The 22885-nt window shown below is 66.7% G+C and carries 12 protein-coding genes; 5 read left to right on the forward strand and 7 right to left on the reverse strand.

The annotated features are described in order from the left end of the window. Positions 1–5: 5 nt before the first annotated feature. The 5 genes from GEV01_RS27125 to GEV01_RS27145 form a co-directional block, all read right to left on the reverse strand. Positions 6–1112, reverse strand: coding sequence for a DegT/DnrJ/EryC1/StrS family aminotransferase (locus tag GEV01_RS27125; protein ID WP_152808984.1), 1107 nt, complete (start codon positions 1110–1112; stop codon positions 6–8). A gap of 8 nt (positions 1113–1120) precedes the next feature. Then, complete coding sequence (locus GEV01_RS27130) at positions 1121–1531, reverse strand: sugar 3,4-ketoisomerase (protein WP_008453214.1); 411 nt, start codon at positions 1529–1531, stop codon at positions 1121–1123. Next, the gene (locus tag GEV01_RS27135; RefSeq protein WP_152808985.1) at positions 1528–2418 is read right to left on the reverse strand and encodes a glycosyltransferase; all 891 of its coding nucleotides are present in this window, start codon (positions 2416–2418) and stop codon (positions 1528–1530) included. The genes GEV01_RS27130 and GEV01_RS27135 overlap by 4 nt, the downstream gene beginning before the upstream one ends. A 19-nt stretch (positions 2419–2437) precedes the next feature. Next, positions 2438–5647, reverse strand: coding sequence for an O-linked N-acetylglucosamine transferase family protein (locus tag GEV01_RS27140; RefSeq protein ID WP_152808986.1), 3210 nt, complete (start codon positions 5645–5647; stop codon positions 2438–2440). Between the two features lie 190 nt (positions 5648–5837). Beyond that, positions 5838–15740: a beta strand repeat-containing protein gene (locus tag GEV01_RS27145; protein WP_152808988.1), complete on the reverse strand. Its 9903-nt coding sequence runs from the start codon at positions 15738–15740 to the stop codon at positions 5838–5840. Between the two features lie 209 nt (positions 15741–15949). Between GEV01_RS27145 and nudC the strand changes: the two genes are divergently transcribed. From nudC to GEV01_RS27160, 3 genes are all read left to right on the forward strand, one after another. Continuing rightward, entirely contained in the window at positions 15950–16768 is an 819-nt protein-coding gene (gene nudC / locus GEV01_RS27150) for an NAD(+) diphosphatase (RefSeq protein ID WP_152808991.1), read from the forward strand. 61 nt (positions 16769–16829) lie between these two features. Next, positions 16830–17396 (forward strand): GTP cyclohydrolase I FolE, encoded by a 567-nt coding sequence (gene folE, locus GEV01_RS27155; RefSeq protein ID WP_008453206.1) that lies wholly within the window; start codon positions 16830–16832, stop codon positions 17394–17396. Between the two features lie 5 nt (positions 17397–17401). Further along, entirely contained in the window at positions 17402–18697 is a 1296-nt protein-coding gene (locus GEV01_RS27160) for a thioredoxin family protein (protein WP_152808993.1), read from the forward strand. On the opposite strand, the gene GEV01_RS27165 is transcribed toward GEV01_RS27160, so the two are convergent. Together GEV01_RS27165 and GEV01_RS27170 are read right to left on the reverse strand one after the other, a co-directional pair. Continuing rightward, positions 18687–20351, reverse strand: coding sequence for a M20/M25/M40 family metallo-hydrolase (locus tag GEV01_RS27165; RefSeq protein WP_152808995.1), 1665 nt, complete (start codon positions 20349–20351; stop codon positions 18687–18689). The two genes, GEV01_RS27160 and GEV01_RS27165, sit on opposite strands and share 11 nt — an antisense overlap. A 28-nt stretch (positions 20352–20379) precedes the next feature. Further along, positions 20380–21288, reverse strand: a complete 909-nt coding sequence (locus GEV01_RS27170) for a LysR family transcriptional regulator (protein ID WP_152808997.1) — start codon at positions 21286–21288, stop codon at positions 20380–20382. Between the two features lie 104 nt (positions 21289–21392). On the opposite strand from GEV01_RS27170, the gene GEV01_RS27175 reads away from it, so the two are divergent. Together GEV01_RS27175 and GEV01_RS27180 are read left to right on the forward strand one after the other, a co-directional pair. After that, positions 21393–22391 carry an aldo/keto reductase gene (locus tag GEV01_RS27175; protein ID WP_152809137.1) on the forward strand — a complete coding sequence of 333 codons (999 nt, stop codon included), beginning with the start codon at positions 21393–21395 and terminating at the stop codon, positions 22389–22391. Positions 22392–22533: 142 nt separating this feature from the next. Next, positions 22534–22830 carry a DUF4148 domain-containing protein gene (locus tag GEV01_RS27180; protein WP_152808999.1) on the forward strand — a complete coding sequence of 99 codons (297 nt, stop codon included), beginning with the start codon at positions 22534–22536 and terminating at the stop codon, positions 22828–22830. The last annotated feature ends 55 nt before the right edge of the window (positions 22831–22885 follow it).

Raw genomic sequence — 22885 nt, forward strand, 5'->3', positions numbered from 1 at the left:
TAATTTTATGCCGCGCAGAACTTGCGCACCGCCGCCACCACTTCCATCGCCTGTTCGGCCGTCATGGTCGGGCCCATCGGCAGGCTCAGCACTTCTTTGTGGATGGCTTCGGCCAGCGGGAAGTCGCCCTGCTTGTAGCCCAGGTGGGCGTAGGCCGGTTGCAGATGCGGCGGCACCGGATAGTGGACGATGGTGCCTATGCCCTGTTCGGCCAGGGCCTTGGCCAGCGCGTCGCGCTGGGCGTGGCGGATCACGTAGACGTGCCATACCGGCTGGGCCCACTCCGGCACGTGCGGCAGCGCCAGGCCCGCGATGCCGGCCAGCTCGCGCTGGTAGATGGCGGCGATGGCGCGGCGCTTGGCGTTGTCGCCGTCCAGCTTGGGCAGCTTGACGCTCAGCAGCGCCGACTGCACTTCGTCCAGGCGCGAGTTATAGCCCGGCACTTCGTTGTAGTACTTGACCTTGGAACCGTAGTTGCGCAGCGTGCGGATCTTGTCGGCCAGCTCGTCGTCGCCGGTGGTGACGGCGCCGCCGTCGCCCAGCGCGCCCAGGTTCTTGCCCGGATAGAAGCTGAATGCCGCCGCGTCGCCCAGCTGGCCCGCCACGCGGCCGCGGTACAGCGCGCCGTGGGCCTGGGCCGCATCCTCGATCAGCTTCAGGCCGTGCTTGGCGGCCAGCGCGATCAGCGGGTCCATGTCGGCGGTCTGGCCGTACAGGTGGACCGGCATGATGGCCTTGGTGCGCGGCGTGATGGCCGCTTCCACGCGGGCCGGGTCGATGTTGAAGCCGTCGGCGGTCGGCTCGACCGGGATCGGCGTGGCGCCGCAGTCGCTGACCGCCAGCCAGGTGGCGATGAAGGTGTTGGACGGCACGATCACTTCGTCGCCGGGGCCGATGCCGTAGGCCTTGAGGATCATGAAGATCGCGTCCAGGCCGTTGGCCACGCCGATGCCGTGCTTGCTCTTGCAATACGTGGCGAAGCTGGCTTCGAAGGCGCTGGTCTCGCCGCCGAGGATGTACCAGCCCGAATGCAGCACGCGCTTGAAGGCGGCTTCCAGTTCGTCGGCTTGCGACAGGTTGATGGCTTTCAGGTCGAGGAAGGGAACGCTCATGGCAAAACTCACTTAGGTTGGTGTGCCGCGGCCACGAATTCGTCGTAGTCGTGGTAGTAGTCTTTGGGGTCGTACAGCGTCGAGGCCAGCACCACGCAGACCGCGCCGGACGAGAAGTTTTCCACTTCGCGCCACATCATGCCCGGCACGTACAGGCCGTAGTAGGAGCGGTTGAGCTGGAACTTCTTGCGCTCGTAGCCGTCGTCGACGATGACGTCGAAGCTGCCCGACATGGCGACGAACAGCTGCTGCAGTTCGATGTGGCCGTGGCCGGCGCGCGCCGAGCCGCCCGGCACGTCGTACAGGTAGTAGACGCGTTTGATGTCGAAGGGGATGTGCACGCCGCCCTCGATCACCGACAGGTTGCCGCGCACGTCGTGGTGCGGCGGCAGTTCGATCAGCCGGCACTGGTCCATCATGATGCGGCTCCCGCGCGTTGCGCCGCCAGCACGTCGTGGAAGCGCTGCTGCGAACGGCCGACCATGGGGAAGATGCCGCTCAGGCGGGCGGCCACGTCGTCCACCGTCGGCTGCATCACCACCAGCTCTTCCGGCGCGACCAGGCCGATGTCGCACGATTCGATCAGCAGGTCGATGTAGTCGGAGAAGCAGTAGCCGAAATTCGGATTGCTGTTGACGTTGCTGTTCGATTCCAGCCGCTGGTCGTGGCGGAAGTAGGACAGCTCTTCGTCGATGTAGAACACCTTGCCGTCGCGCGCCAGGTTGAAGTAGGCGGCCACGTCGGCCAGGCCCAGCGTGCAGTCGTGCTTGTGGTAGCGGAACAGGTGGCGGCCGATTTCCCACAGGCGCTCGCGGCGGAACATGATGGTGCTGAACTCGCCGACGAAGTTGCGCATGCCCAGCACCATGCTGCGCTGCATGTCGCGCGCCGTCATGCTGCCGCTGGCCTGGTAGGGACGGCGCAGCTCGGTGCGTTCGTTGTCGACGTTGATCACTTGCGAGGACGAGAACACCAGCTGGATGTCCGGGTCCATATTCATCGTCGCCACCATGCGCTCGACGCAGAACGGATGCAGCACGTCGTCGTCGAACAGCGGCTTGATCAGCTGGCCCTTGGCGGCGAACAGCGCGGTCAGCACGTTCTGCTCGCGCAGCGCCGAGTTGCGCTGGTAGATCAGGTGGCCGCTGTACTTGGCGCACATGTCCTTGATGGTCTCGGTCGGGCAATTGTCGCTGACCAGGATCTCGATGTTGGGATAGCTCTGGCCCAGCGCCGACTTCAGGCAGGCCTCGAAGTGGCCCGGCTTGTACGACGGGATAACGATGCTAACTAATGGCAAACTCATAAAATGTCAGGCTCCAGGCTTAGGCGGCGACGGCCACCACGATGTATTGCCAAGGCAGCGCGTCTTCCACCGCCACCACCGGATCGAGGCCGCTGGCGCCGGCCATCATGCGGATCGCCGGCAGGTATTTTTCGCGCGCCGGTTCGTCGATGATGCGGGCGCTGCCGCCGGCGATCTGGAAGCCGGCCTGCTGGAACAGCTCCAGCATGGCGCCGCGGGTGAAGATGCGCTTGCGCGATTTTTCAATGCCGCCAGGACCGTAGCGCATATCGCCGACGTTCAGCCGCGCCTGCATGCTCCAGTGCTGGAAGTTGCGGATGGTGGCGACGATGCGGCCGCCCGGCGCGATGCTGGTGCGGACTTTCTGCAGCAGCGTCCACGGGTCGTCGGTCGCTTCCAGCGCCTCGTCCATGACCCAGCAGTCGGCGCCGCGCACGTGGTCCCACAGGTCGGCGCCGGCGTGTTCGATGTCGAGGTTGAACACGAAGTCGCAATGCGGACGCGCGGCCTGGGCCGGCGCCGGATCGGCTTCGATGCCGGTGTAGTTGGCCAGCGGGTTGCGGGTGCGGTAAGCCTTGGCGAAGGCGCCGTCGCCGCAGCCCAGCTCCACCACCTTGACCGCCGTCGGCGGCATGAAGGTCAGCAGGTCGGTATTGACGACGGTGTTGGCGCTAGGCAGGTCGTAGTGGTAGCCGCCGGTGCGGATCACCGTGCCCTGCCAGTCGTGCTTGATGTAGTTGCGGGTCGGTTCGCGGGCGAAGTCGTCGCGCACCCAGTCGACGCTGTGCATCAGGCTGCTCTTGCCGGCCTGGTGCATCGCCAGCATGGCCGGCAGCAGCGGGGCGCCGTGCTTGATCGGCAGCGGCCACTGGCGCATCACTTCGGCGTTCACCAGCATGCAGGCCGGGTGCAGGTAGGGGATGCCGTCGGCGCCGCGGCTGTGGCCCACTTCGTTGACCCACTGGACGTTGCCGACGCCATACATTTCCGGGCGCAGCTGGCTGTGCAGCGATTCCAGGAAGCCGGCCTTGAGGATTTCGACGTCGGAATCGAGGAACAGCACCTCGCCCGACAGGCCCAGGTGGTTGAGCGCCCAGGCCATGCCGGGGCCGTGGTGGATGTTGTAGCCGAAGGGGATGAACTCGACGTTGTCGTAGCCGTCGGTGATGGCGCGGATTTTTTCGGCGACATCGGGATTCGAACCGTCGATCACGTACACGCGGTTGCCGTAGAACTGGCGCAGCGTGCGCAGCAGCGCTTCGATCAGGTCCGGCGCGTTGTAGGACACGGTGACGATGGGGATGTCGGCGATGCGCACCGGTTCGGCCAGGGGGTGCTCCGACGGTTCCTGCGGACGCACCGCGTGTTCCGGCGCGGCCAGGCGCGGCGCGGCCGGCTTGGCGACCTTCTGCAGCGCCGCTTCCAGGTTGCGCACGAAGCGCGGGCTGTCGAACAGCGGGCAGGTCAGGCGGTTGGCGGCCAGCTGGCGCTTCATCGAGGCGATGCGGGCCGGGTCGTTGGCCAACGCCACGGCCTTTTCTTCGTAGTCGGCGAAGTTGTAGGTGATCAGCTGCGGCAGGTCGACCGCGCGCAGCAGGCTGCCCGCCATGCGCGACGAGAAGGTCTGGCCGGCGCAGGTCAGCAGCGGCAGGCCGGCCCACAGGGCGTCGCTGGCGGTGGTGCCGGCGTTGAACGGGAAGGTGTCGAGGAACAGGTCGGCCAGCTGGTAGCGCGCCAGGTATTCGGCCGGCACGGCGCGGCTGTTGAAGATCAGGCGTTCGCGGGCTATGCCGGCTTCCTCGGCGTAGCGGTACAGGTTCTCGCGCACTTCAGGGTAATCGGCCACCAGCCACAGCACGCTGTTCGGCACGCGGCGCAGGATGTTCATCCACACGGTGAACAGGTCGGGCGTGAACTTGAAGTTGTTGTTGAACGAGACGAAGACGAAGGCGTCTTCCGGCAGGTTGACGCTGGCGCGGGTCGGCTTGGCGGCGATCAGGCGCTGGCGGTCGTTGATCTGGAAGGTGTCCGGCAGGTACAGCGGCTTCTCGGTGAAGTCCTTGGTCATTTCCGGCGTGATCAGGAATTCGTCGGCGATCACGTAATCGACGCCGGGCAGGCCGGTGCTGCCGGGGAAGCCGAGGTAGGTCAGCTGCACCGGCGCCGGGCGGTAGGCCAGGATGTTCGGGCGCGCACCCAAGGTCAGGCCGTGCAGGTCGACCAGGATGTCGATTTCGTGGGCGCGGATGGTGCGCGCGGCCTGCTCGTCGGAGAGCTTGTCGATGCGGATGTAGTGGTCCATGGCCTTGACCACGCGGGCGCGGATCGGCGAACCGTCTTCGCGGCTCCAGCTGAAGGCGTAGACCTCGAACTTGCTGCGGTCGTGCAGCTCGTACAGCTCGGCGGTCAGGATGGAGACCGCGTGCGAGCAAAAGTCCGACGACAGGTAGCCGATGCGCAGGCGGCCGTGGCCGTAGCCGTGCTGGCCGGTCAGCGGCGCGACGGCGGCGTTGACTTTCTCGTTGACGAAGCGGCGCGCGGCGGCCAGCTGCTGGGCCGGGTCGGCCGAGGCGCTGAGCATGGCCAGCGCCGAGGTGCCATCCATCATGGTAGCGACCGAGATGTGTTCGAGGCCGCTGTAGACCGGCCATTCGCACTGTTTCTGGCGCAGGTGGACCCAGTGGGTCATGACGTTGGCCTGTTGCGGATCGACGCGCAGGCTCAGCGCCAGCATGGCTTCGGCCTCGGGATAGCGCTTGCGGATTTCCAGCAGGCGGCCGAGGTTGTTCAGGGTTTGCACGTACAGCGTCGGATTGGTCTTGATATCCGGCTGCACTTCATCGGTGAGGATGGTCTTCCACATCGCCAGCGCGTCTTCCGGGCGGCCGGTGCGTTCCAGCAGCGTGCCGAGATTGAGGCGGGCTTCGACGAAGCCGGGGTTCTGGGCGATGGCCTTGCGCAGCACGGCTTCGGCGCCGACATCGTCGCCGGAATTGGACAGCACGACGGCCAGGTTGAAGCAGGCGGCGTAGACCAGCGGCGACGGCGTGTGGTCGATCCAGGCGCGGTACAGGGCGATGGCGGCGGGCAGTTGCCCGCTTTCCTGCAACACGGCGGCGGCGCCGAACAGGTCGCCGATGGACAGCGCGCCCTTGACGGCCAGTGCCATAACGGTGCCCAGCGGGCTGTTATCGATGGGAGCGGGTGTGGCAGGTACTTGTGCGGTCATAGCTAGGCTTAGGATGGGATGAGCCATAAAAGGTACGCACTATCATACCTTTTTGTCGCAGGGTAAGGGGCAACTTTTGGCACAGGAGCAAGACTGTAAAACCCCACCTGCTCAACAGATAGGCAACCCCCATCCCGGGAGTCGGGGTCGGACCCGTTCGGGTCCGACCCCTGGCCGTGGCCTTGCGGGGTTAGCGGTTGGGGACGCTGAACCAGTTGCCGGCGTTGCGCGCGGCGTCTTCGTGCTGGTTGCTCAGCGCGGTTGCCGCGCCTTGCAGCGCCTGGCGGCTGCGGTAGTGCTGCATGGCGTCGGCCAGTGCTTGTGCATTGGCATCGCTTGTTGCCGCATCGCTCGGCTTGGTCAGCGCCGCCTGTGGCGCAGGCGCCGCAGATGCCGCGCTGGCATACGTCGCCATCGCGTTGCTCAGGCCGCTCACCTGTTGCTGCAGCGTGGCTGCGGCGGTGGTCGCGGTCTTCTGCGCCAGGAACCAGACGTCGGCGCTGGCGTGGGTGCTGCCGTCGGTGCCGGTGTAGCTCGATGTCAGGCCGATGGCGTTGCCGTTCTGTAGCGTCAGCGTGTGCTGGGCGTCGGTGCCGATGGCAGCGATGCCCAGCTGGTCCAGCGTCTTCAGCTCGTCCGCCTGGCTGATGCCGTCGGAGTTGGCGTCCACCCAGACCCGCAGCGCGCCGAAGGCGCTGTCGGCGCTGGTGATCTGGCCGTCGCCGTTGCTGTCGAGCGATTTCAGCGCGGCGTAGCCGTCGGCCGCTTTGCTGCCGTCCGCCAGCGTGGTGGCGCTGCCGAACAGCTCGCCGCCGTCGTTGATGACGCCGTCGCCGTTGCGGTCCAGGGCCAGCAAGCCGTCGTGGGCGTCGACCCAGCCGGTGTTGACCTTCTTGCCTTCGGCGCGGATGTCGAACTGCACGCCGGCCGCGATGCCCAGCGTCTGCACGCCGTTGCCGTCCAGGTCCAGCACCAGCGGCGTGGCATAGTTGCTCGACGAAGCGTTCAGCGCCATGGTCTGCGTGACCGACATCGCGCCGACCTGGCCGCCGGTGAAGGCGTTGGCCTGGGTGACGCTGAGCGCGGCCAGTCCGGCCGTGGTCAGCGACGGCACCTGACCGGCCGTGAACGCGGCGATCTGGTCGGTGGTGAAGACGATCAGCTGGCTGGTTTTCAGGCCGGCCACTTGGGCATTGGTCAGGCCGGCGATCTGCGTGGTCGACAGGTAGCCGATCTGCGTCGCCGTCAGCGAACCGAGCTGGCTGGTGGTCCAGGCGCCCAGTTGCGTGGTGGTGAAGGCGTTGATCTGGTCGATGGTCAGCGCGGCGATCTGGGCGTTTTTCAGCGCCGCCATCTGCGTGGTGGTCAGCGCCGCGGCCTGGGTGCCGGTCAGCGCGTTGAGCTGGGTGCTGGTCAGCGTCTGGATCTGCGAGGTGGTCACGGCTTGCAGCTGGTCGGTGTTGAACGCGGCCATCTGGTCCACCGTCAGCGCGGTGATCTGGCTGAGCTTGATGCTGGCGACTTGCGCCGTGGTCAGCGCCTGGATCTGCGTGTTCGACAGCGCGGCCAGTTGCGTGGTGTTCAGGTAGCCGATCTGCGCGGTGCGCAGCGCGGCGATCTGGCTGGTGCTCAGCGCGAACATCTGGTCGGCCGTCATCGCGCCCAGTTGCAGGCTGGTCAGCGCCTGGATCTGTGCGGTGTTGAGGCCGGCCAGTTGGCTGACGTCCAGGCTGCTCACCTGCAGGGTGCCCAGCGCGGCCACGTCGGCCGTCTGCAAGGCGCCGATCTGGTTGGTCGACAGCGCGACGATGGCGTTGATGCTCAGCGAGGCCGCTTGCGCGGTGCTCAGCGCGGCGATCTGGTCGGTGCTGAGGACGTTGACTTGCGGTACGTCGATGGCGGCGATCTGCGCGGTTTTCAGGCCGCGGATCTGCGCCGTCGTCAGCGCGACGGTCTGGTCGGTGGACAGGCCGATGAACTGGCTGGCGGTCAGCGCGGCCAGGTCTTGCGTGTCCAGCGCGGCCACTTGCGCGGTGCTCAGCGCGGCCAGCTGGTCGGCGGTCAGCGTCGGCATTTGCGCGGTGGACAGGCCGGTGATCTGGGCCGTCTGCAAGGCGACGATCTGGTCGGTGGACAGGCTGCTGGCCTGGGCGGTGGTCAGCGCGGCGAGCTGCGCGGTTTTCAGCGCGCGGATCTGGTCGCTGCCCAGCGCTTGCAGGTTGGCGATGGTCAGGCCGTAGGCCAGCTGCGCGGTGCTCAGCGCGGCGATGTGGTCGGTGTCCAGCGCCGCCACCTGCTTGGTCTGCAGGCCGTTGGCCAGCTGGGCGGTGCTGAAGGCGGCCAGTTGCGCCAGGCTCAGCGCGTTGAGCTGGGCGCTGCCCAGTTCGGCGATCTGGACCGAGCTGAAGGCGGCGATCTGGCGCGTGCCCATGGCGTTCAAGTCCACGGTTTCCAGCGCGACGATCTGGTCGGTGGTGAGCGAGGCGATTTGCTGCGTGCTCAGCGTCGAGGCTTGCGCGGTGCTCAGCGCGACGATCTGGTCGGTCGTCAGCGCCTGCACCTGGCTGGTGGCTAGCGCGACGGTCTGCGCGGTGCGCAGCGCAACGATCTGGTCGGTGGTCAGCGCAGCGATGCTGTCGCTGCTCAAGCCGTAGGCCAGCTGCGCCGTGCCCAGCGCGGCGATGTGGGCGCTGTCCAGCGCGGCCAGCTGGGCCGTGCGCAGGCCGTTGCTGAGCTGGCTGGTGGTCAGCGCGCCCAGTTCGGCCGTGGTCAGCGCGTTCAACTGGTCGCTGCCCAGCGCGGCGATCTGGTCGCTGCCCAGGGCCACCATCTGGCGCGTGGTGAAGGACGACAGGTCGGCCGTTTCCAGTGCGACGATCTGCGCCGTGGTGAGCGCGGCCACCTGGCGCGTGGCCAGCGACGTGGCTTGCGCCGTGGTCAGGGCGACGATCTGGTCGGTGTTCAAGCCACCGGCGACCTGGTCGGTCGTCAGGGCCGCGACCTGGCTGGTGCTCAGCGAGGCGAACTGGTCGGTCAGCAGGGCCAGCAACTGGTCGCTGCCCAGCGTGGTGATTTGCGCGGTGCTCAGCGCGGCCAGGTCGGCCGTTTCCAGCGCGCCGACCTGGTTGCTGGTCAGCGCGGTCAGTTGCACGCTGCTCAGCGAGCGGACTTGCGCCGTGCTCAGCGCGACGATCTGGTCGGTGCCCAGGCTGCTGAACTGCGCGGCCAGCAGGTGGCTGACGGCGCTGGTGCCCAGCGCGGCGAACTGGTCGGTGGTGAGCGCGCCCAGCTGGTCGGTGCTCAGCGACGGTGCTTGCAGCGAGGTCAGCGCGGCGACCTGCGTGGTGCTCAGCTGGCCGAATTGCGCGGCCGTCAGCGAGGCCAGCATCTGCGTGGTCAGGCCGGTGAAGGCGCTGGTCGACAGGGCGTTCAACTGGTCGCTGGTCAGCGCGGCGAACTGCGCCGTGCTGAACGCGGCCAGCTGGTTGCTGCGCAGCGCCACGAAGTCCATGGTGCTGAGGGCAACGATCTGGTTGGTGCTGAGGGCTGTGATCTGCGCGGTGCTCAGCGTGCCGACCTGGGCGGTGCCCAGCACGGCGATGTGGTCGGTGCTCAGCGCGGCGATCTGGCCGCTGCCCAGGCCGACGATCTGCGCGGTGGTCAGGGCGCTGACCAGGCCGGTGGTCAGGGCGGCGATGTTGGCGCTGCCGATGGCGGCGATCTGCGACGATTTCAGCGCGGCGAAGTCGGCCGTTTCCAGCGCATCGAGCTGGTCGCTGCTGAGGGCGGCCACTTGCGCGGTGCTCAGCGAGGCGGCTTGCATGCTGCTCAGGGCCACCATCTGGTCGGTGGTGATGGCGCCGAACTGGGCGGCGTTGAGCGCGCCGATCTGCGTGCTCGACAGCGTGGCGAAGTTGTCGGTGCTGATGGCGGCGATCTGGTTGCTGCCCAGCGCGCCCAGCTGGCGGGTCGCCAGGTTGTCCACTTGCAGCGTGGTCAGCGCGGCGATCTGCGCGGTGGTCAGCGAGGCGGCCTGGGCCGAGGTCAGCGCGTCCATCTGCGCCGTGGTCAGGTTTTGCAGCTGGTCCATCGTCAGCGAGATCAGCTGGTTGGTGCTCAGCGCCTGCACTTGCGCGGTTTTCAGCGCTTGCAGGTCGTCGGTGGTGATGGATTGCAGCTGGTCGGTCGACAGCGCCAGCAGCTGGTTGCTGCTCAGCGCGGCCACCTGCAGCGTGGTCAGCGAGGCGATGTGGGCCAGGTCCAGCTGGGTGATCTGCAAGGTGCCCAGCGCCAGGATCTGGTTGGACAGCAGCGCGGCCAGGTCTTCCAGTTCCATCGTGGCCAGCTGGTCGGAGCTGAGGGCGGCCAGTTGCGCCGTGCCCAGTTGCGTGTATTGCTGCGTGGTCAGCTGCGCGATCTGCGTGGTGCTCAGCGCGCGGAATTGCGCCGTGGTCAGCGCGTTGAGCTGGGCCGAACCCAGGCTCTGCCACTGGTCGACGATCAGCGCGTTGAGCTGGTCGCTGCCGAGGGCGGCGATCTGCGCGGCTTTCAGCGCGCCCAGGTCGTCGGTGTTCAAGGCCTGGATCTGTGCCGAGCTCAGCGCCAGCAACTGGTTGGTGGTCAGCGCCTGCGCCTGCGCGGTGGTCAGCGCGGCGATGCGGTCGGCCGCCAGCGCCTGCACCTGGCCGGTGCCGAGGGCGGCGATCTGCGCGGTCTTCAGCGCGGCCAGGTCTTCGGTTTCAATCGCGCCCAGCTGCTGCGTGCTCAGCGCGGCCACCTGGGCCGTGCCCAGCGCCTGGAATTGCTGCGTGGTCAGCGCGACGATCTGGTCCGAGCTCAGCGACTGGACCTGGGCGCTGCTGAAGGCGTTCAACTGGGTCGCGCCCAGGCCCTGCACCTGGGCCAGCGCCAGTGCGGCGATCTGGTCGCTGTTGAGGGCGGCGATCTGCGCGGTCTTCAGCGCGGACAGTTCATCGCTGCTCAGCGCCTGCACCTGGTCGGTGGTCAGGGCGGCGACCTGGCCGGTGGACAGGCCGGCCGCCTGCGCGGTGGTCAGCGCCTGCACCTGGTCGGTGGTCAGCTGGGTGATCTGCAGCGTCTTGAACGCGGCGATCTGCGAGGTCTTCATCGCGGCCAGGTCTTGCAGTTCCAGCGCGCGCAGCTGGTCGCTGCTCAGCACGCCGATGCCGGCGGTGCTGACGCTGGCGATCTGTTTGGTGGTCAGCGCGACGATCTGGTTGGTGGTGAAGGCTGCAATCTGGTCGGTGGTCAGGCCGGCGATCTGGTTCAGCGTCAGCGCCTGGATCTGGTCGGTGCTCAGGTTGCTCAGCGCGCCCAGGGCGGCCAGCTGGGCGGCGCTCAGTGCGGCGAAGTCGGCGGTGCTCAGCGCGGCGATCTGGTCGGAGGACAGCGAGGACAGCTGGCCGGTGGTCATCGAGCCGACCTGGCTGCTGGTCAGCGCCATGATCTGGTCGGTGCTCAGCAGCGTGATCTGCGCGGTGCGCAGGGCGTTGATCTGCGCCGTCTTCAGCGCGGCGATTTCATCGGTGTTGAGCGCGGCCAGCTGGCCGGCGGTCAGGCTGGAGACCTGGCCGGTGGCCAGCCCCGCCACTTGCGCCGTGGTCAGCGAGGTGATCTGTGAGGTCTGCAAGCCCTGGAATTGCGCGGTGCTCAGCGAGGCCAATTGGGCCGCCGTCATCGCTTGCAGCTGGTCGGTGCTGATGGCGTCGAGCTGGTCGGTGCTCAGCGATTGCAGCTGCACGGTGCGCAGCGCGGCCAGGTCTTGCGTTTCCAGCGCGCGCACCTGGTCGGTGGCCAGCGCCGTCAATTGCTGCGAAGTCAGGTTGGCCACTTGCGTGACGCTGAGGCCGGCGATCTGGTCGCTGTTGAGCAGGATGAACTGGCTGGTGCTGAGCGCGGCGACCTGCAGCGTCTTGAAGGCGGCCAGGTCTTGCGTTTCCAGCGCGGCCAGCTGGGTGGCGCTCAGTGCGCGCACCTGGGCGGTGCCGAGGTTGGCGGCCTGCTGCGTGCTCAGCGCGACGATCTGGTCGGTGGTCAGCGATTGGAACTGGGCGCTGCTCAAGGCCGCCAATTGCGCGATGCTCAGGGCGCGGAACTGGTCGCTGCCCAGCGCGTCGAGCTGGTCGGTGGTCAGGGCCAGGATTTGCCCGGTGCGCAGCGCGGCGATGTCGGCGCTGGAGAACACCTGCAATTGCGCGGTGCCGAGCGCGGTCAGCTGGCGCGTGCTCAGGCTGGCCACTTGCGTGGTGGTCAGCGCGGCGATCTGGGTGGTGGTGAGGCTGGCGATGACGTCGGTGCCCAGCGCGGCGAACTGCGCCGTCTTCAGGGCGGCGAAGTCCTGGCTTTCCATCGCGTTCAACTGGTCGCTGCTGAGGGCGGCGATTTGCTGCGTGCCCAGGTTGCCGACTTGCAGGGTGGTCAGCGCGGCGATCTGGTCGCTGTTGAGCGTGGCGATCTGCGAGGTCTTCAGCGCGGCGATCTGCGCGGTCTTCATCAGCGACAAGCCTTGCGTGCCCAGCGCGACCAGCTGGTCGCTGCTCAGCATGGCCACTTGCGCCGTCACCAGGCTGTAGACCTGGACGGTGCTCAGGTTGGCGATCTGGGCGGTGGACAGCGCGGCCAGCTGGCTGCTGGCCAGTGCGGCCAACTGGGCCGTGGTCATGGCTTGCAGCTGGGTGCTGCTCAGCGCGTTCAAATGGTCGGTGCTCAGGCCGGCGATCTGCGCGGTGCGCAGCGCGGCCAGGTCGCGGGTTTCCATCGCCGCGATCTGGGCCGTGCTCAGCGACTGCAACTGGCGCGTGCTCAGGCTGGCGAACTGCGCGCTGGTCAGCGCGACGATCTGGTCGGTGCTCAGCAGGTTGACCTGGTTGGTGCCGAGGGCGGCCAGTTGCGCAGTCTTCAGCGCGGCCAGGTCGTCGGTTTCGACGGCCAGCAATTGATCGCTGGACAGTGCGGCGATCTGCTGGCTGCCCAGGCTGCTGGCCTGGGCGGTGGTCAGCGCGACGATCTGGTCGGTGCTCAGCGCGGCCAGCTGCTTGCTGCTCAAGGCGGCCAGCTGCTGGGTCTTCATCGCTTGCAGCTGGGCGGTGGTGATGGCGGCCACGGCGTTCGTGCCCAGGGCTAGCACTTGCTGCGTCTTCAGCGCCGACAGGTCGGCCGTTTCCAACGCGACGATCTGGTCGGTGGACAGCAGGGCGATCTGCTGGGTCGCCAGCGCGCCCGCTTGCAGCGAGGTCAGCGCGACGATCTGGTCGGTGGTGACGGCGGCCAGCTGGTTCGAGCCCAGCGCGTTGAGCTGGGTCGATTTCAGCGAAGCCCAGTCGGTGGTGGTCAGCACGGCCACCTGTTCGGTCAGCAGGTAGCCGATCTGGGCGGTGCTGAAGGCGTTCACTTGCGCGGTGTTCAGCGCGCCCAGCTGGGCGGAGTTGAGCACGTGGATCTGGTCGGACGTCAGTTGCGCGATCTGCGCGGTCTTCAGCGCGGCCACCTGGCCGACGGTCAGCGTGGCGACGGCCTTGGTGCCCAGGCCCAGCAGCTGGCTGGTTTGCAGCGCGGCGAAGTCCTGGGTTTCCATGGCGTTGAGCTGGTCGGTGCTCAGCGCGTTCAGCTGGGCCGGCGTCAGCGCGCCCGCTTGCGCGGTGGTCAGGGCGACGATCAGGTCGGTGCTCAGCGCGGCCACCTGGGCCGAGGTCAGGGCGACGATTTGCGCGGTTTTCAGTGCGGCGAAGTCGGCCGTTTCCAGCGCGTTCAGCTGGTTGGTCGACAGGGCGGCGATTTCACGCGTGCTCAGCGCGGCGGCTTGCGCGGTGGTCAGCGCGACGATCTGGTCGGTGGTCAGTGCGGCGACCTGGGCGGTGGTGAAGTTGCTCAGCTGGACGCTGGACAGCGACGCGAACTGCGCCGTGGTCAGGGCGGCGACGGCGTTGCTGCTCAGCGCGGCGGCCTGCTGCGATTTCAGCGCGACCAGGTCCTGGGTTTCCATCGCGGCGATCTGGTCGGTGCTGAGCACGGCGATCAGCTGGGTGGCCAGCGAGGCCACTTGCTGCGAGCCCAGGCCGACGATCTGGTCGGTGCCCAGCGCGGCGACTTGGGCGGTGCTGAAGGCCGCCAGTTGCGCGGTTTTCAGCGCGGCCAGGTCGCGGGTTTCCAATGCGGCGACCTGGTTGCTGCCCAGGGCGGCGATCTGGCGCGTGGTCAGCGAGGTGGCCTGGCCGGTGGTCAGCGCGACGATCTGGTTGGTGTCGAGCGCAACAATCTGCTGGGTGTTCAGCGCGGCCACCTGGGCCGTGGTCAGCGCGGCGATCTGGTCGGTGGTGAGGCTGCGGACGTTGCTGGTGCTCAGGCCCGCCAGCTGCTGGGTGCGCAATGCGGCCAGGTCTTGCGTGCTCATCGCGTTCAACTGGTCGCTGGACAGCGCCGACAGTTGCAGCGAGCTCAGCGCGTTGGCTTGCGCGGTCTTCAGCGCGACGATCTGGTCGGTGCTGAGCGAGGCGATCTGGCCGGTGCCCATGGCGGCCAGCTGCTGGGTTTTCAGCGAGGCCAGGTTGGCGGTGCTCAGCGCGCTCAGCTGCGTGGTCGACAGCGCGGCGACTTGTTGCGAGGCCAGGCCGGCGATGTGGGCGGTGTTCAGTGCGGCGATCTGGTCGGTGCCCAGTGCGGCCAGTTGCGTGGTCTTCAGCGCGCCCATTTGCAGCGAGGTCAGCGCGACGATCTGGTCGGTGCCGAGCGCGGCGATGCCGCTGGTGGCCAGGGCGGCGATCTGCAGCGTGCGCAGCGCGGCCAGGTCTTGCGTTTCCATCGCGGCCAGCAGCGTGGTGCTCAGGGCCGCCAGCTGTTGCGTGGCCAGGCCGGATGCTTGCGCGGTCGTCAGGCCGGCCAGCTGGGCCGTGCCCAGCGCGTTGATCTGGGCGGTGGTGAAGGCGGCCACCTGGGCCGTCTTCATCGCGGCCAGGTCGCGGGTTTCGATGGCTGCCACCTGGTCGGAGGTCAGCACGATGATTTGCTGCGTGCCCAGGGCGGCCACTTGCGCGCTGGTCAGCGCGACGATCTGGTCGGTGGACAGGCCGCGCAGCTGGCTGCTGCGCATGGCGGCGATCTGGGCCGTGGTCAGTGCGGCGACCTGGTCGGTGCTGAGCACGGCGGTGGTGGCGGTGCTCAGGGCGTTCAACTGCTGGCTTTTGAGCGCGGCGAAGTCCTGGGTTTCCATCGCGGCCAGCTGGGCGCTGGACATCTGGCCCAGCTGCAGCGTGGTCAAGGCGGCGGTTTGCGCGGTGGTCAGCGCGACGATCTGGTCGGTGCTGAGGGCGGCGAACTGCTTGGTGGTCAGCGCGGCGATCTGCGCGGTCTTCAGCGAGGCGAAGCCGTCGGTGCCCAGCGCGGCCAGCTGGTCGGTGCCGAGGGCGCTGATCTGCAAGGTCGACAGGTTGCTGCTTTGCGCGGTGCGCAGCGCGGCCATCTGCGCCGTGGTCAGCGCGCCCAGCTGGCTGGTGGCCAGCGCGTTCAATTGCTGCGTGCCAAGCGCGGCGATGTCATCGGTGTCGATGGCGGCCAGCTGGTTGCTGCTCAGCGCGGCGATCTGGCGGGTTTGCAGCGAGGCGGCCTGGCTGCTGCTCAGGGAGACGATCTGGTCGGTGGTCAGCGAGCGCAGCTGCGCGGTGCTCAGCGCCACCAGCTGGCTGCTGCGCAGCGCGGCGATGTCGTCGGTGCCGACGATGGACAATTGCTGGGTGCCCAGCGCGGCCAGCTGCACGGTCGCCAGCGAGGCGAACTGGTCGGTGGTGAGGCCGTTGACCAGCTGGTTGGTGCTCAGGCTGACGATCTGGCCCGTGGTCAGCGCGGCGATCTGTTTGGTGGTGAAGCCATAGCCCAACTGCTGCGTGTTGAGCGCCTGCAGGTTCTGGGTGGACAGGGCTCGTAACTGGCTGGTGCCAAAAGCGCTGAGCTGCGCGGTGCTCCATGCGGTCATTTGCAAAGTGGTGAGCAGCACGATATCCGCAGTCGTCAGAAACGCGATCTGATTGGTCTGCAGGCTGGCGATTTGGTCGGTGTTTAAACCAGGTACGATAGATGGCATGTTAAGTAATCTCCTTACGGAAATATATAGTACCGCCAAACGAACTCATACGGAGAGTACAGAGGCAAAAGTAGTTTAAATCTTGGCCTGAAAACAATGACTTAGCGCGCTTTTCGTCATCCAATTGTCATCAATTCTCACGGCCTAAAATAATCATTTAGGAAACACTGTAAGATCATGTTTTGCGATCAAACCAGAGCTTCCCCGCCATGCTGCTGACTCCCGCCACATTTACCCCGCTGACCCGTCCGCAAAATCATGACCATCCGCTAACTTTCGTGTTCCATCGCGGAGAGTTGCTTTTGCGCAACGAAATTCTGGGCTTGCCCGACGCGCAGGCGGTCGCCGCGCTGAATTTGCCGCCCGAGCGCTTCCATGCGCTGGGCGAGTGGGAGGGCCGCTACTACCAGCTGGCGTGGGTCGAGCAGCCCGATGTGCCGGGGCCGGAGTACGGTTATCACGGCCTGCGTTCGCTGTTCGGCCTGGTCGACGAAGGTTTCGCGGCGCTGGCCGGGCGGGCTTTTCAGCTGGCCGAATGGGCGCGCACGCATCGCTACTGCGGCGTGTGCGCGACGCCGATGCGGCAGCTGGAGGGCGAGCGCTGCCAGCAATGCCCCAACTGCGGCATGAGCGCCTATCCGCGCATCTCGCCGGCCATGATGGTGTTGATACGCAAGGGCGAGCAAGTGCTGCTGGCCATGCACGCCAACGCGCCGTACAAGCGCTACACGGCGCTGGCTGGTTTCCTGGAGGCGGGCGAGTCGATCGAGGAGGCGGTGCACCGCGAGGTGTACGAAGAGGTCGGACTGCGGGTGCACAACTTGAAGTACTTCGGCAGCCAGTCGTGGCCGTTCCCGCATTCGCTGATGATCGCCTACACGGCCGAGTATCTGGACGGCGACATCCGCGTCGATCCGAGCGAAATCGCCGACGCGCGCTGGTTCGGCCCGGACGACGAGTGGCCGGACATGACCACCACGGTGTCGATCGCGGCCGAGCTACTGAAGACCTACCGGCCGCGGGCCTAGCGGGTGCGGTGCCGCGGATTTCTATATACTGTCGGCAATCGTAAAAAAAAGGTGTTTCATCATGTCTCAAAAAGAATTCTCGGAAGGCGACTGGCGTCGCCTGATCGCCAGTTTCGGTGAAGATCCTGACCGCCCGGGCCTGGTGGAAACGCCGGCCCGCGTCACCAAGGCATGGAAACACTGGACCTCCGGCTACGGCCAGGATCCGGTCGAGCTGCTGAAAGCCTTCGAAGACGGCGCCGAGCAGTACAACGAATTGATCGTGGTGCGCGGCATCCCGGTCTATAGCCATTGCGAACACCACCTGGCGCCGTTCTTCGGCAAGGCCACGGTCGGCTACGTCCCGAACGGCAAGATCGTCGGCCTGTCCAAGCTGACCCGTCTGGTGGACTGCTTCGCCAAGCGCCTGCAGGTGCAGGAACGCATGACCATGCAGATCGCCAACGCGCTGATGGAAGTGCTGGAGCCGAAAGCGGTCGGTGTGGTGGTCAAGTGCCGCCACCTGTGCATGGAAAGCCGCGGCATCCGCACGCCGGGCGAAGAAACCGTCACCTCGGCCATGCTTGGCGAGCTGCAGCCCAATCTGGCGATGCGTACCGAGTTCCTGGCCCTGGCGCGCGAGAACTAAGTGGCATGGCGGCGATCGCATGGCAGCACGGCGGCCTCGACGCCGCTTTCGCACTGGCGGCCCAGCAGCAGCGGCCGCTGTTCCTGTACTGGGGCGCGGTCTGGTGCCCGCCCTGCAACCGGGTCAAATCCGATATTTTTGCGCGCGACGAGTTCGTGCAGCGCTCGGCGGAGGTGGTGTGCTACCACCTCGACGGCGACAGCGCGGGCGCGCAGGCGCTGGCTGCGCAGTACGGCTTGCGCAGCTATCCGACGCTGGTGCTGTACGCGCCGGACGGCAGCGAAATCACGCGCCTGCCGTGCGAGCTGGATGGTGAGCTGTTCGTGGCCGCCTTCGACGCGGCGCTGGCCGTGCATGCGGCCGGATCGTCGGCTGCGGCGGCGCTGGCGGCGGCCCTGTCCGGCGAACGCAAGCTCAGCGCCGGCGAGTGGTCGCTGCTGAGCCATTATTCCTGGGATACCGACGAAGGCCGCCTGCTGGGCACGCGCGCGCTGGCGCCGACGCTGCTGGCGCTGGTGCATGCCTGCGATGATGCCGATGCATCGGTGCGCCTGCAACTGCACGCGCAGCTGGCCACGGCCGGCAAGGATATCGACACGGCGGTCAACGCCGCCTTGCTGCTGAAGGTGTTTGGCGATGCGCGCCTGGCGCGGTCGAACATGGACATCCTCGGCAACAGCGGCATCAACCTGATCAAGTACGCCACGCGGCGCGAAGAATTGGTGGCGGCGCTGGGCAGCGCGGCCGCGCAATGGGCCGACGATTTCTGGCTGAGCGCGCCGGACCGCTTGACGGCGGTGCGTCTGCAAATGCGCCTGGGCCGCCTGCTGACGCCGACGCAGGGCTTGCAGGAGCAGGTGCGGCTGCGGGTGGAAGAAGCGCTGGCCGCATCGACCGATCCGTATGAACGCCACACGCTGGTCAACACGGCGGTGAGCGCGCTGAACGACGCAGGCCTGTCGGCGCAGGCCGAGCAAGTGCTGCTGGCAGAATTGCCGCGTTCGCATGCACCGTACTACTTCATGCTGAGTCTGGCCTCCAGCGCCAAGCGGCGCGGCGATGCGGCAGCTGTGCTGGACTGGTATGGCAAGGCATGGCAAGCGGCCGTAGGCCCGGCGACGCGCCTGCAATGGGGCGTCACCTATCTGAGCAGCCTGCTGGAACTGGCGCCGCAAGACAGCGCCCGCATCGAGCAAGCCCGACAGGGCCTGCGCGCCGACATCGAAATCGCCGGCGACGACGCCCACCAACAGCGCAACCAGGCCCAGCTACAAAAACTGCCGGCGGTTTTTAACGCTTGAATTCGGCGTTGTCTTTCCACTGCGGGCGGTCCTTGCCCTGGGCGGTCTGGTAGCCGGCTTTGAACAGCAGTTCGATGTCTTCCACCGCGCCGCTGGTGTCCCACTTGGCTTGCACCGTGTCGTTGACGGTGTGGTACTGGTGGGCGCTGTAGTTCAACAGCTTTTCACGGCCGTAGCCGGCCGCCTTGCCGACAAAGTTGGAACTGCTGCGCAGATACACCACCGGCACGCCGCCCCGCGCAAATTCGAACTGGTCGCCACGGTAGAAGCTGCCGTAGTCGGCATTGCTGTCCGGCCGCACGCTCCGGCCCTGGCTGCGCGCGATGCCGGCGACGATGTCGTCGGCGCTGGATTTGCCCATGCCGCTCAGCTCGACATCGCGGGTGCGGCCCCACATGTTCAAGCCGTCGACGTTGATGTTCAGCAGCGTCTTGTTCAGCGGGTAGAGCGGATTGCGCGCGTAGTATTGCGCACCGAGCAGGCCGCGTTCCTCGGCCGTGGTCAGCACGAAGACGATGGTGCGCTTGGGCGCGACCGGCAGCGCCTTGTAGGCGCGCGCGATTTCCAGCAGCGCGGCGACGCCGGTGGCGTTGTCCATCGCGCCGTGGAAGATCTGCTGCGTGCGCGGTCCCGGCAGGCTTTCATCGATGCCGAAATGGTCCCAGTGCGCGGTGTAGACGACCACTTCATTCTTCAGCAGCGGATCGGAACCCGGTATCTTGGCCACCACGTTGTGCGAGGCGACTTCGCGCCAGGCATTGAGCGCGGTGACGTTGAGCTTGACGCCCAGCGGCACCGGATGGAAGTTGCGCTGCAGCGCCTGCTGCTTGAGCGCGTCGAAATCCTGGCCGGCCGCCTTGAACAGCTCGCGCGCGCGGTCGCCCTGCAGCCAGCCGGGGATGGCTGGGAAGGCCGGGTCCGGCGTCTTGCTCTTGATGGCGAAATTCTCGCGGCCCCAGCTGTTGCGCACCACGTCGTACGGGTAGGTGGCCGGCTTGGTCTCATGCACGATCAGCGCGCCGGCCGCGCCCAGCTTGGCCGCCATCTCGAACTTGTAGTTCCAGCGGCCGTAACGGGTGATCGCGTTGCCGCCGAACATGGCCGGGTCCAGCTGCTTCGGGCGCTTGGGATCGGCCACCTGCGGATCGTTGATCAGCATGACCAGCGTCTTGCCCTTGAGGTCGACGCCCTTGTAGTCGTCCCACTGGAATTCCGGCGCCTGCACGCCGTAGCCGACAAACACCAGCTCCGAATTGGCGACCTCGATTTTTTTCTCGGTGCGCGCGGTCCAGGCGACGTAATCGTCGCCGAAGGTCAGCTGCTTGGTCTGGCCGTCCTTGACGTAGCTCAGCGTCGGATGGCTGGAAATGGCCACCAGCGGCACCGCCTGCAAATAGGTGCCGTCCGGGTTGCCCGGTTCCAGTCCCAGTTTCTTGAACTGCTGTTGCAGGTAGTCCAGGGTGACGGTTTCGCCGCGCGTGCCCGGCGCCCGGCCTTCGAACTCGTCGGAGGCCAGCATGGTGATGTGTTCCAGCAGACGTTCTCCGTCGATGCTGGCCATCGCTGCCTCGGCCGGCTTGCCGGTCTTGGGTGGGGCGGCGTGGGCATGGCCGCTGCTTAACGCCAGCAGCGCCATCGACAGTAGGAATTTCATGTGGAAATGATTGTTAAGAAGGAATGCCTCATTCTGACACACTTTGTTGCTCAAGAACACTAGCAAGCCAGTCGACAAACACCCGCACCCGTGGCGACAGGTGGCGGTTGTGGGCATAAATGATACTCAGCGGTAGCGGCGCGGGCCGCCATGCGGGCAGGACTTCTTCCAGCTGGCCGGTGGCCAGCAGCGTGCCCAGGCCCCGGCGCGGCATCTGGATCAGGCCCAGTCCGGCCAGGCAGGCGGCCAGATAAGCCTCGGTGCCGCTGACCGACACCTGGCTGCGCATGGGTAGGGTGCGGGCGATGCCGTCGGCGTCGACATATTCCCAATCGAGGTCGCGCCCGCTCTGGCTGGAGAAAAAGTTGACCGCCGTGTGCTGGCGCAAGTCGTCCAGCGTCTGCGGCCGGCCGTGGCGGGCCAGGTAGGCGGGCGAGGCGACGTTGATCTGCTCCATCGCATCGATGCGCCTGGCCACCAGCGTGGAATCGCGCAGCGTGCCGCCGCGCACCGCGCAATCGATGCCTTCGCCGACCAGGTCGACGAAGCGGTCGTTCGAGCCCAGCCGCACCTGGATCTGCGGGTGGCGCTGGAAAAAGTCCGGCAGCGCCGGGATCACGTACAGGTGCGCCAGCCGCTCCGGCAGGTCGACCCGCACCGCGCCGCTGAGCAGCCGGCCGTCGCCGGCGAACAGGCCGTTCAGGTTCTCCAGGTCGTTGAGCAGGGCGGTGCAGCGCTCCAGGTATTGCGCGCCTTCCACTGTCAGGCTGACCTTGCGCGTGGTGCGCTGGAGCAGGCGCACGCCCAGCTGCTGCTCGATGGCTTGCACGGCGTTGGTGACGGTGGGTTTGGGCAGGTCCAGCTGCTCGGCGGCCTGCGTAAAACTTTTGCAGTCGGCCACCGCCCGGAAGATCTGCATGGCCTTGAACTGGTCCATGATTGTTAGCTATGTTCGAATAAAGTAATAGGTTTTACGGTATTTATTGTTGCAATCGATAATAGCATACTGAATCCACTCGTTCACCACCTTGGAGATTCATGATGCAAACCCGCAAACTCGGCCGCACCGGCCCGCAAGTCGCTCAACTGGGCCTGGGCCTGATGGGCATGTCTGATCTGTACGGCCCCGCCGACCGCCGCGAAAGCCTGGCCACCATCCGCGCCGCCATGGATGCCGGCGTCACCCTGCTCGACACCGGCGATTTCTACGGCATGGGCCATAACGAATTGCTGCTCAATGAAGCACTGGCCGCCGGCGGCCGCGACCAGGTGCAGATCAGCGTCAAGTTCGGCGCCATGCGCGATCCGTCCGGCAACTGGATCGGCATCGACACCCGCCCGGCGGCGGTGAAGAACTTCGCCGCGTATTCGCTGAAGCGCCTGGGCGTCGAGCACATCGACATCTACCGCCCGGCCCGCCTGGACCCGAACGTGCCGATCGAGGACACCGTCGGCGCCATCGCCGAGCTGATCCAGGCCGGCAAGGTCAAGCACATCGGCCTGTCCGAAGTAGGTAGCGAGACGCTGCGCCGCGCTCACGCCGTGCATCCGATCGCCGACCTGCAGATCGAATATTCGATGATTTCGCGCGGCATCGAGAACGGCATCCTGCAAACCTGCCGCGAGCTGGGCATCGGCATCACCGCCTACGGCGTGCTGTCGCGCGGCCTGATCAGCGGCCACTGGAGCAAGCAGCGCGAAGGCGAAGCCGACTTCCGCGGCCTGGCCAGCCCGCGCTTCCAGGGCGAGAACCTGGACCGCAACCTGGCGCTGGTGGAGAAGCTGCGCGCCATCGCCGGCGAGCTGAACGTGTCGGTGGCGCAGGTGGCCATCGCCTGGGTGGCGGCGCAGGGCGAGGACATCGTGCCGCTGGTCGGCGCCCGCACCCGCGTGCGGTTGGAGGAGGCGCTAGCCTCGACCAGGCTGCAACTGTCGGCCGCCGACCTGGCCCGGCTGGAGCAGGCCGTGCCGGTTGGCGCGGCGGCGGGCGACCGTTACGGCGCGCATTCGGCCTCGTCCCTGGACAGCGAACGCGGCTGATATATCGGATAAGCGGATGAATTTGTGCGGATATTTGCGCTTTTATATCTGAAAAATTAATCCTAATATGACTCCATCGACGACGCAAAGCCGGTTGGCACTCAGAACTGGGCGCCACACTTAATCTGACAAGGAGCATCAAATGAACGCCAAATCCATCATCGCATCGGTTTCCCTGCTGCTGGCCGTGGGCGCAGCCAACGCCCAGGGCCCTGTTGAACAGAACGAGGCCACCGCCGACATCGCCTACATCAACCCGGCCCCGAGCACCGTCACCCGCGCCCAGGTCAAGTCCGAGACCCTGGCCGCCATCAAGGCCGGCGCGCTGGAGCAGAATGAAGCCACCGCCGACATCGCCTACCAGGCCCCACGCGCCAAGACGCCGTATGTCGACGCGCAACTGGCCGCCAAGGCCGTCAAAGGCAATAGCGCGCAATAAATCAGGCTGTTGCAAACAGGGGCGCCGCGATGCAGATCGCGGCGCCCCTTGGCAT

Source organism: Rugamonas rivuli (genome assembly GCF_009380165.1).
GTDB classification, from domain to species: domain Bacteria; phylum Pseudomonadota; class Gammaproteobacteria; order Burkholderiales; family Burkholderiaceae_D; genus Rugamonas; species Rugamonas rivuli.

Bases quoted from the DNA above. Each gene is read 5' to 3' on its own strand.
- GEV01_RS27160 (WP_152808993.1), top strand. From the start codon at position 17,402: ATGGCGGCGATCGCATGGCAGCACGGCGGCCTCGACGCCGCTTTCGCA.
- GEV01_RS27135 (WP_152808985.1), bottom strand. From the start codon at position 2,418: ATGAGTTTGCCATTAGTTAGCATCGTTATCCCGTCGTACAAGCCGGGC.
- GEV01_RS27165 (WP_152808995.1), bottom strand. From the start codon at position 20,351: ATGAAATTCCTACTGTCGATGGCGCTGCTGGCGTTAAGCAGCGGCCAT.
- GEV01_RS27145 (WP_152808988.1), bottom strand. From the start codon at position 15,740: ATGCCATCTATCGTACCTGGTTTAAACACCGACCAAATCGCCAGCCTG.
- GEV01_RS27140 (WP_152808986.1), bottom strand. From the start codon at position 5,647: ATGACCGCACAAGTACCTGCCACACCCGCTCCCATCGATAACAGCCCG.
- GEV01_RS27175 (WP_152809137.1), top strand. From the start codon at position 21,393: ATGCAAACCCGCAAACTCGGCCGCACCGGCCCGCAAGTCGCTCAACTG.
- nudC (WP_152808991.1), top strand. From the start codon at position 15,950: ATGCTGCTGACTCCCGCCACATTTACCCCGCTGACCCGTCCGCAAAAT.
- GEV01_RS27180 (WP_152808999.1), top strand. From the start codon at position 22,534: ATGAACGCCAAATCCATCATCGCATCGGTTTCCCTGCTGCTGGCCGTG.
- GEV01_RS27130 (WP_008453214.1), bottom strand. From the start codon at position 1,531: ATGATGGACCAGTGCCGGCTGATCGAACTGCCGCCGCACCACGACGTG.
- folE (WP_008453206.1), top strand. From the start codon at position 16,830: ATGTCTCAAAAAGAATTCTCGGAAGGCGACTGGCGTCGCCTGATCGCC.
- GEV01_RS27170 (WP_152808997.1), bottom strand. From the start codon at position 21,288: ATGGACCAGTTCAAGGCCATGCAGATCTTCCGGGCGGTGGCCGACTGC.
- GEV01_RS27125 (WP_152808984.1), bottom strand. From the start codon at position 1,112: ATGAGCGTTCCCTTCCTCGACCTGAAAGCCATCAACCTGTCGCAAGCC.